We start from the raw sequence: 10105 nt of genomic DNA, 5'->3' as shown, positions 1-10105 counted from the left end.
AACGCCATCGTGGCGATCATCGTCGCGAGCCTGATGATCCTTCTCGTCGGCCTGCCCATCAGCCGCTATGCCATCCGCCACGGCGTCGACATCGACCTCCTCACCCGCGGCGCGAGCTTCGGCTATATCGGCTCGACGCTAACCTCGCTGATCTACGCCAGCTTCACCTTCATCCTCTTCGCCATCGAGGCGTCGATCATGTCCGGCGCGCTGGAACTGGCGCTCGGCGTGCCGCTCTGGATCGGCTACATCATCTCGGCCGTCATGGTGATCCCGCTGGTGACGCACGGCGTGCAGCTCATCTCGCGCTTCCAACTCGTCACCCAGCCCTTCTGGATCGTGCTCAACATCCTGCCCTTCGTCTTCATCGCCTTCGCCGACTGGGAAAAGGTCGGCGCATGGCTGGCCTATTCCGGTCTGCACCATGCCTCCGGCCCGCCCGGCACCTATGCGCCGTTCAATCTCGTGGAATTCGGCGCGGCATCGGCCGTCATCTTCGCGCTGATGGCGCAGATCGGCGAGCAGGTCGATTTCCTGCGCTTCCTGCCGCCGGACGGGCAGCGCAAGCTGCACCACCGCATCGCCATCTTCCTCGCCGGCTCCGGCTGGGTCATCGTCGGCGCACCGAAGCTGATCGCCGGCTCCTTCCTCGTCGTGCTGGCGCTGTCGTCGGGCGTGCCCTCGACGCGCGCGGCCGATCCGGCACAGATGTATTACACCGCCTTCGGCTACATGTTGCCCTGGGATATGGCGGCCCTGCTGCTGATGGTCGCCTTCGTGGTTGTCTCGCAGCTCAAGATCAACGTGATGAACGCCTATGCGGGCTCGCTCGCCTGGTCGAACTTCTTCTCGCGCCTCACCCACAGCCATCCCGGCCGCGTGATCTGGCTCGTTTTCAACGTGGCGATCGCGCTGCTTTTGATGGAACTCGGTATCTACCGGCTGCTGGAGGAAACGCTCGGCGTCTTCTCCATCGTCGCCATGGCCTGGCTCTGCACGATCTCCGCCGATCTCTTCATCAACAAGCCGCTCGGCCTCTCGCCTGAAGGCATCGAATTCAAGCGCGCTCATCTCTATGACATCAACCCGGTCGGCCTTGGGGCCATGACGCTGTCTGCGGTGATCGCCCTCACGGCGCATTTCGGTGCCCTCGGTGAAATCCCGGCCTCGCTCGCCCCCTACATCGCCGCCGTCGTCGCCTTCCTCGCCTCCCCGGCCATCGCCTGGGCGACCGGCGGCAAATATTACCTCGCCCGCAAGCCCCGGAAGAGCTGGGCACTTCAGCATTCCATCACCTGCTCGATCTGCGAGCACCCGTTCGAACCAGAGGATATGGCCTGGTGCCCCGCCTATGCCGCGCCGATCTGCTCGCTATGCTGTTCGCTCGACAGCCGTTGCCACGATCTGTGCAAGCCGAAGGCGCGCTTCAACGCACAGGTAGCGGGTGTTGCGAAAAGCATCCTGCCCGAACCCGTTACATCCGCACTTTCCACGCGTCTCGGCCGCTACGGTATCGCCACCGTGCTGTCGATCACCGGCATGGGCATCATCCTTGCGATGATCGCCCATCAGGTCGGCACCCATTCACCAGAGACGGCCTCCGTGGTGGAGCGTACCATCGCGGTGGTGTTCTTCGTCTTCGCCGTGGTGGCCGGCGTCGTCTGTTGGTTCTACGTACTGGCGCATGACAGCCGTGTCGTGGCGGAAGAGGAATCCTCCCGCCAGACCACGCTGCTCCTGAAAGAAATCGCCGCCCACAAGAAGACCGACGCCGCCCTCCAGCAGGCGAAGGAAACGGCCGAGGCTGCCAACCGCGCGAAAAGCCGTTACGTCGTCGGCCTCAGCCACGAGCTGCGCACGCCGCTCAATGCCGTGCTCGGCTATGCCCAGGTGCTGGAGCGTGACGAGAGCATCCCGCCGCAGCGGCAGGGCGCCATCCGCGTCATCAAGCGCAGCGCCGATCACCTCTCCGGCCTGATCGACGGCCTGCTCGACATTTCCAAGATCGAGGCCGGCAAGCTGCAGGTCTATTCCAACGAAATCCATATCCACGACTTCCTCGACCAGATCGTGGACATGTTCCGCCCGCAGGCCCAGGCCAAGGGTCTGGCCTTCGAGTATACCCGTCCGGACAATCTGCCCGCCTATGTGCGCACCGATGAAAAGCGTCTGCGCCAGATCCTCGTCAATCTCATCTCGAACGCATTAAAATTCACCGATCAGGGTGAAATCCGGCTCGACGTCGCCTATCGCAGCCAAGTCGCCGCCTTCACCGTCACCGACAGCGGACGCGGCATTCTCGAAAAGGACCTGCCGCGCATCTTCGAACCCTTCCAGCGCGGCGATGCCGAACATGGCCGGATGACCGGTCTCGGCCTCGGCCTCACCATCACGCGACTGTTGACCCAGACGCTCGGCGGCGAAATCTCCGTCAAAAGCGAGCGCGGCAAGGGCACGGAGTTCCGCGTGCGCCTCATGTTGTCCGCCGTCGATCGCCCTATGGTTCCAAAAGACGCCGTGCGGCGCATCAAGGGCTATACCGGCCGCCGGCGTATCGTTCTTGCGGTCGACGACAATTTAGACCACCGCAATCTCATGGAAGAGGTGCTGCGCCCGCTCGATCTCACGGTGCTGACGGCAAAGGACGCTGCCGACTGCTTGCAACTGGTCGAAGGCCTGAAGCCGGACCTGTTCCTCGTGGATATTTCCATGCCCGACATGAACGGCTGGGAGTTGGTTGCGCGCCTGCGGGCGCTCGGGCAGGCCGGGCCGATCATCATGCTCTCGGCCAATATCGGCGACGGCACCGTGACTTCGTCCCAGACCGGTCACAGCGACGCGCTGTCAAAACCCTTCGACCTGCGCCAACTGACCGACAAACTTGCCCTGCATATGGGCCTAGACTGGATTTATCACGACGCGGCGAAGCGCGACGCGCCTGAGAATCTCAGCATCGTCATACCCGAAGAAAACCATGTCCAGGAACTGATCCGTCTCGGTGAGATCGGTTATGTGCGCGGCATCGAGGCAAAGCTTTCCGAGATCGCCCGCACGTCGGAACACCAACCCTTCACCGAGGCGGTGCGCGCCTATGTCCGGGCCTTCGACCTTGTCGGTTACAATGCCTTTTTGAAAACCTTGAACCGACAGGAAGGTGCGGCCCGTGACTGAGACAGCCAAACCCCGCGACATCGTGCTGATCGTCGATGATTCACCCGATGCCCTGGGCTTCCTGACCGAAGCTCTCGAACAGACCGGGTTCTCCGTGCTTATCGCCACATCCGGAGCGTCCGCGCTCAACATCGTGGATCGCATCACGCCGGACATCATTCTGCTCGATGCCGTCATGCCCGGGCTGGATGGGTTCGAGACCTGCCTGAAACTCAAGGCAAATCCAGCGGTCAGCCCCGTACCGGTCATTTTCATGACAGGGCTGACGGAGACAGAACATGTCGTACGGGCGCTGGACGTCGGCGGCGTCGACTATCTCACGAAGCCGATCAACATCGACGAACTGCGCGCCCGTATTCGTGTGCATCTGGCCAATGCTCGCTCCGCCCAGAGCGCACGCGTTGCTCTGGACGCAGCAGGACGCCATCTCCTTGCCGTTAGCGGGACGGGAAACATTCGCTGGTCGACGCCGCAGGCGAGCCGGCTCGTGAATGCTGCGATGGGAAATGACGACGGACTTGAGGCGATCACCGCCCATCTGCGCACATGGATGAGCGCGCACAACACGACGCGAGAAAACCCTTTCACAATCTGCAACGAAGGTCAGGCGAGCCTGCAACTGTCCTTCCTTGGTACGATCGGCGTGGACGAACATCTCTTCCGCCTCTCTGCCGAACAGCGCAAATCCGGCGACGAGACGCTGCGCCAGCGGTTCTCGCTCACCCATCGGGAGTCCGAGGTACTGCTCTGGATTGCCAATGGAAAGTCGAACCGCGATATTGGCGAAATCCTCGGCCTCAGCGCTCGAACTGTAACGAAGCATCTCGAACAGATCTATGTGAAGCTGGGCGTCGAGAACCGCGCCTCTGCAGCCGTAAAAGCGTCCCATGCGTTGCACCACGCCTAGCCGGGCTTCTCCAGCGGCGCCAATAGCGCCGAGCGGGTTTCCGTTTCCAACCGATTGACCAGATCGACTACGGTGAAGAAGCGGCGCGCGTGCTGTTCCAGATGAGTGCGGGGGCAATCGCGATGGCCAGGTGGCTCTTGCCAATTCCCGGTGCCGGTAGTCAATTCCCTCACTAGGGATTCGTTAACGGGCGTGTCGGCGAAGTCGAAGTCGTCGATGTCCTTGGCGAGTGGAAGCTTGGCGATGCTGAGCTGATAGCAAATGGAGCGGGCCTGCTTCTCGGCGATCTCCGATTGCAGGAGTTCACCGACGATGCGCGGCGGTTCGTGCTTCCGCTTGATTCTATTGCCCGTGACCTCGTCGCAGGCGCGGCGCATTTGCATGCTCAGCAATGTGGGTGCGGAGAATACGGATGATTATCTCCGCACATGAGCTTTATCGTGCGATATGACCTACCTCTGGCAATCAACCCAATGGTCGAAATTCGATTGGCACATTGACACTCTCGACGTCGAACCGCATGGCATCGGGACCGTAGCAGATGCGCGAAATCTTTGCGGCAATCGACGCAAATGACCAGAATGCCGCAGCCTCCGCATGCCGCGCCCGTGTCGGCGCAGCCGCAGCAATTGCGAAAACAATTTTAAGCTAGGATGGGGACCTAGCCGCGGTGAAAAGTTCCGTGTCTGCGTTGTCGTTCGACTTAGACATCGGCCACTCGAAAGCACCGTGCAGAGCGTAGGTCAGATCTTTCCGGAATGCATTTTCTGGTCGTCTGCCTCTTCGTCGGACGATGTGCTGCGAACGATAAAGTCAAAGAGGATAGGCGATTGGGTGTCGTGCGTTTGCTTCAGTTATCACATTCATTTCAATGCCGAAAATCGTATACAGGGTATCCGAGACCAGCACCTCCCTCGGCAGCCCTGTCGCCACGACGCGCCCGTTTTTAAGAGCATGAATTCGATCACAGAAGCGGGCGGCCATATTGATATCGTGGAGAATGATGATCACACTCTTTCCGCTGTCGTGGGCCAGCTGGCGTATGACTGACAGAACTTCCATCTGATGTGCGATATCAAGCGCTGCCGTCGGCTCGTCGAGAAGAAGGCAGCTTGCATCCTGGGCAACAAGCATTGCGATCCAGGCCCGCTGTCGCTCACCACCAGAAAGCGTTCCCACCAAACGTTCAGCGTACGCACCTATACCGGTCGCACGGATTGCGGCGTCCACCTTCTCGCGGTCAACACCGGAAAAGCGGCCTAACGCGCCATGCCAGGGATAGCGCCCGCATGCAACGAGTTCCCGGACTGTCATATCCGATCCGGTTCCCAGATCCTGCGGAAGATAGGCCACTGACCGCGCGAACGACCTGTCGTCATAGGCCGCGAGAGGATGCCCGGCATACGTGGATGTTCCCGCTGTCGGCCCAAGTTGGCGAGCAAGTATTTTCAGGAGGCTGGATTTTCCCGACCCGTTATGGCCGACGAGCGCCACGACCTCACCTTCTGGAAATTCGAGTGTAACGTCTGACAGAATCTCCCGCCCATCGATCGTCAGGCCAATATTGTTTACTGCAAAGGCGTGACCCAAATCTCTCTCACCTGGGCTGCCAATCGATTTCTTGATGTGATTTCGTGCATTCAGCACCGACATCTCCCCGACATTTCTCGACACCGTTTACCGTTGGTGATCCCGCGAGATCAAGTATCGAGCGCTGATCGTGCATCACGATAAATCGGCGTAGGTCACGACATTAGATTGCTAAAGCGCGGCCAAGTCTATAAGCGGAGTGCATTAGTCCAGTTATGCACAGCGGTAGATCACCCGTGACGACCAAGCAACACGAATTCGAGGCGCTCTATGCGTCGGAACGCTTTCGGCTCGAGAAGTTGGCCAGCCGCAGGATCGACCGCTCGAATGCAGCCGATGTCGTGCAGGACGTTTTCACCGTCCTTTGGGCTCGCGCGAAAGAACATGCCTCACTTACGCCAGCATATCTTTCCCGCGCCACGCAGTTTACAGCGATCAGCCATTTCCGGGCTGAGCAGAGGCGCCAAAAGCTCACCAAAGGCCTGACCGAAGAGCAATATACCCAACCCGTTATCCCGCCAGACCAGATCGTTGGCGCGCGCCAGGAACTCCGCTACCTTCAGGCTGCCATTTGCAATCTGCCGAAACGCACGCGGCAGATTTTTATGCTGAACCGCTTTCACGCCTGCACCTATGACGAGATCGCCGTTGCGCTGGACATCTCCTACAGCACGGTCGAGCGCGAGATCGCCAAAGCCCTTCTTGCCTGCCGCCAATTGCGGTAGTCAGGGATGCGACGCGAGGGTAATCGCACTCGGCGAACGATATGCTTAGAGGAAGGCCCGTTCAGCCGGGTCGGATTTCGAGTCAAGGCGATTTCATTCGATGGACGACAGGCAGATCTCTCCAGATGAGGCGCGGATCGAGCGGGAGGCAATTGCTTGGTTTACCCGCATGAACGGCAAACCTTCCCATCAGGACAATCGCCACTTTCACGACTGGCTTGCCGCCTCGCCGCTTCACAAAAAAGCATTCGAGGACATCGGAGGGTTATGGTCCGATCTTGGTGCCTCCGATCCGGAAGGAGATCCGGGGGACGGCGATCTCGCTCTTCCGCTGGAAAAAATCCGCTGGTTGCGTGAAAAACGGGCCAGAGGCAAGGCCGGGGCCGTTGTCACCGGCTGTCTCATGCTCTTGCTGGCCGGATCATGGGCCTGGCTGGAGCATCCTCACCTTTTGCAGGATGTGCAGGCCGATTTCGTCTCGCCGCGCGGTGACCGCCGCGAACTGGCTCTCAGCGATGGGTCGCATGTGCTGCTCGATGCCGATAGCGCGCTCGACGTGTCAATTTCTGCTCGTGAACGGCGTGTGAAGCTGCTGCGAGGGAACGCCTTCTTCCGCATCTCTCATACCGGCGCGACCTTCTTCGTCGAAGCAGCCGGGGGGGAAGCGAAGGTTCTGGGAACCGAATTCGATGTCTCGCTGAAGGAGCACGGACAGGTCACGGTTACGCTTGCGGAGGGCAGCCTTATGGTCGGCATGATAGGAGCCGAACAGGATGTTATCCTCAAGCCGGGAGAAAGCGTCGATTACGGGTCTGCAGGCCTCAGCCCCGTCAAACAGGCCATCATCGAAGACGAGATGGCTTGGCATGACGGCCGCTACATTTTCAGTAATGCCCGGCTCGCCGACGTTCTTGCCCAGATAGAACGTTACCGGCCCGGACGGATCGTGCTTGTGGGTTCGAGCCTCGGCGAATTCAGGGTCAGCGGCAATATTGCGCTCCACGACACCGACAAGGCGCTTGCCGCCTTGCAGTCAACCGTCGGCTTCCGCCTAAACAGTTTCGGTCGCATGACCGTGGTCGGCCCCTGACAGACACCTTCGAACCGCCAAAGAAAATTCTTGAGAAAATGTGAGGGTGCGCGCGCGCGCCGGGCGACATTCCTTATGAGAAGCCGATGCCGGACACCGGCAGGCTGTGCTGGTTTTGTTCGGAATGAGGGCGACGTATGAGGGGCAATGCATTGAGAAACAGGACCATGGTTCTGCTGGCAGCAACGATGATGGCAGGCTTTGCCGTGGTTGGCACCGGTGTAACACCGGCCGCCGCACAGGCTCTGGCGGGGCGCCAGCATAGTTTCGACATTCCCGCCAAGCCGATCCGCCAGGCGATGAACGACATCGTTCGCACCACCGGCATCAATGTCGTCTTCCCCGAAACGCCGGTCGCCTCCACAACCGGCAACAGCGTGCGTGGCACGATGAGCACGTCGCAGGCGATATCCACCCTGCTCTCCGGTTCGGGGCTTCAATTCAGCTTCACCAACGCCAACACCGTGACCATCATCAGTGACATTCCGGCAGACAGTGCCGGTGTAACAGGCGATGCAACCGTGCTGGCGCCGATCATACTGGCGGGCGACGCCGGTGGCGTTAATGGCTATGTTGCAGAAAGCAGCAAGACCGGCACCAAGACTGACACGCCGATCCTTGAAGTACCCCAAACGATCAACGTCGTGACGCGCAAGGAGATGGACGATCGCGGCGTTACCGATTTCAACTCCGCCGTCGCCTATACGCCCGGCGTGCGCATGATCGATTATCCTGGCGGCCAGGGAATGCCGGACATTTATTTGCGCGGCTTCAGGGCGATCGGCCAGTTCGCCAACTATCGCGATGGCCTGCGCAACGGCTTCAATAGCTATGACAGCGATATCGAGATGTATGCTTTCGACCGTCTCGACGTATTGAAGGGGCCGTCCTCGGTCCTTTACGGCCAGGCGACACCGGGAGGCCTCGTCAATGCGACGACCAAGCGCCCGACCGAGACGCCCTTGCGGGAAGTCGAGTTCCAGTATGGCAGTTTCAACAGAAAGCAGACAGCTCTCGATTTCGGTGGTCCCGCCAATGACGATGGCACCTTCCTCTATCGCCTGACTGGTCTTTACCGCGATAGCGGTACGCAAATCGACCACTCGCCCGACGACAGCTTCTACATCGCGCCGGCATTCACCTGGAAGCCGGACGATGCGACGAGCTTCACCCTGCTCTCCAATTACCAGAAGACGACAAAGGGCGGCGGCGAGCAGAGCCTGCCGATGGACAACACGATCTTCAACAACGGCGTGCGGATTCCGTCCAGCACTTATCTCGGCGTGCCCGGGCTCACCGAATGGAAGGTGGAAGGAGAGTCAGTTGGCAACGAGTTCAAGCATGAATTCGACAATGGCTGGACCTATCGCCAGAGTGCCCGGTTCAGCCATTCCAAGGTAGATTATACGGCCGGTTTCATCTGGGACTGGCCAACGGCGCTGGTTAATGGCCATTTCGCCAATATCGGCACGCAGAAGCGGCCGAAGACCATCAACAGCTTCCTCTTCGACAACAATGTCAGCGGCGAGATCGAGACAGGTCCTGTAACCCACACGATCACGCTCGGCGCCGATTACGGTTATTATTCCGGCAAGGAAAGCCGCGCCAACTCTTCCAACTTCATCACGATCGATGTTCTCGACCCGGTCTATGGCGGCCCTGCCCTGACTTATGATCCGCTCTGGTCGGATGAAAGGACCGTCACTTCGCAGTTCGGCATCTATGCGCAGGATCAGCTCAAGTGGGACAACTTGATTCTCTCGCTCGGCGGACGGTATGATTGGGTCAACGGTAAGATCTACGACAATCTCTCCGACAGCGTGACGAAGACAGACGATGCCGCCTTCAGCGGCCGGATCGGCCTTGGATACATGTTTGACAACGGCATCGTGCCCTATGTCAGTTACGCGACCTCCTTCCAGCCCGACTCAACGATCGATTTCTCGGGCAGCCCCTTCGAGCCGACAACGGGGCAGCAATACGAAGCCGGTGTGAAATATCAGCCAATTGGCTGGAATGCTCTATTCACCGCCTCGGTTTTCCAGATCACACAGCAGAATGTCACGACGGCCGACCCTCTGCATGTCGGTTATGCCGTGCAGCAAGGCGAGATACGCTCGCGCGGCTTCGAACTCGAAGCCAAGGCAAACCTGACCGGCGAGCTCAGTCTTACAGCCGGCTATTCCTACACGGATGCGCGTGTCACGGAGGACAATCCGAACACGAGCGGCGTCAGCGCGATCGGATCCCGCTCAGCGTCTGTTCCCTATCATACTGCATCGTTCTGGCTTGATTACGCTCTTCAGGACGACACGTTCGACGGCCTGAGACTTGGCGCGGGATTACGCTACGTCGGCAGTTCGATGGCAGTGATGGACACGACGACAGGATCGCAGGTCAAGGTTCCCGGCCATACACTTCTGGACGCTTCGATCGCCTATGACTTCGGCGCGAAAAACGTCGATCTGAATGGGTTGACGCTAGCGATCAGCGGCACAAACCTTACAGACGAAAAGTATTTCACGCCCAGCTTCTACTCGAACACCGTTGTTTACGGCAATCGGCGCGCCATCAACGCCACCCTCGCCTACAAATGGTAGACGCGTGATCCGGCGACGGACG

Annotated in this window: 5 protein-coding genes and 3 pseudogenes; 6 read left to right on the top strand and 2 right to left on the bottom strand. The window is 59.7% G+C overall.

Annotated elements, in window-relative coordinates; genetic code table 11:
• The 3 genes and pseudogenes from AC27VQ_RS08055 to AC27VQ_RS08045 all read left to right on the top strand — a co-directional run.
• A partial coding sequence (locus AC27VQ_RS08055) for a hybrid sensor histidine kinase/response regulator (protein WP_488715858.1) occupies positions 1 to 3171 on the top strand: 3171 nt, incomplete at its 5' end.
• Positions 3164 to 3695, top strand: a pseudogene (locus tag AC27VQ_RS08050) (response regulator); the annotation flags it as partial. The gene AC27VQ_RS08055 and the pseudogene AC27VQ_RS08050, both read left to right, overlap by 8 nt.
• 71 nt (positions 3696 to 3766) lie before the next feature.
• Positions 3767 to 4078: pseudogene (locus tag AC27VQ_RS08045) on the top strand (response regulator transcription factor); the annotation flags it as partial.
• Positions 4079 to 4107: 29 nt separating this feature from the next.
• On the opposite strand, the pseudogene AC27VQ_RS08040 reads toward AC27VQ_RS08045, so the two are convergent.
• Both AC27VQ_RS08040 and AC27VQ_RS08035 read right to left on the bottom strand, forming a co-directional pair.
• A pseudogene (locus AC27VQ_RS08040) lies at positions 4108 to 4461 on the bottom strand (ATP-binding protein); the annotation flags it as partial.
• 430 nt (positions 4462 to 4891) lie between these two features.
• Positions 4892 to 5731, bottom strand: coding sequence for an ABC transporter ATP-binding protein (locus AC27VQ_RS08035; protein ID WP_488715857.1), 840 nt, complete (start codon positions 5729 to 5731; stop codon positions 4892 to 4894).
• Positions 5732 to 5904: 173 nt separating this feature from the next.
• Between AC27VQ_RS08035 and AC27VQ_RS08030 the strand changes: the two genes are divergently transcribed.
• The 3 genes from AC27VQ_RS08030 to AC27VQ_RS08020 all read left to right on the top strand — a co-directional run bounded on the left by AC27VQ_RS08030 (position 5905) and on the right by AC27VQ_RS08020 (position 10083).
• Positions 5905 to 6393, top strand: coding sequence for an RNA polymerase sigma factor (locus AC27VQ_RS08030; RefSeq protein ID WP_488715856.1), 489 nt, complete (start codon positions 5905 to 5907; stop codon positions 6391 to 6393).
• 100 nt (positions 6394 to 6493) lie between these two features.
• Complete coding sequence (locus tag AC27VQ_RS08025; protein ID WP_488715855.1) at positions 6494 to 7483, top strand: FecR family protein; 990 nt, start codon at positions 6494 to 6496, stop codon at positions 7481 to 7483.
• A gap of 167 nt (positions 7484 to 7650) precedes the next feature.
• A complete protein-coding gene (locus AC27VQ_RS08020) occupies positions 7651 to 10083 on the top strand; it encodes a TonB-dependent siderophore receptor (RefSeq protein ID WP_488715854.1) in 2433 nt (810 codons plus the stop codon).
• Positions 10084 to 10105 lie beyond the last annotated feature (22 nt).

The organism is Shinella sp. 20P9.1.1 (genome assembly GCF_057798995.1).
This window is presented reverse-complemented; position numbering and strand designations above follow the sequence as displayed.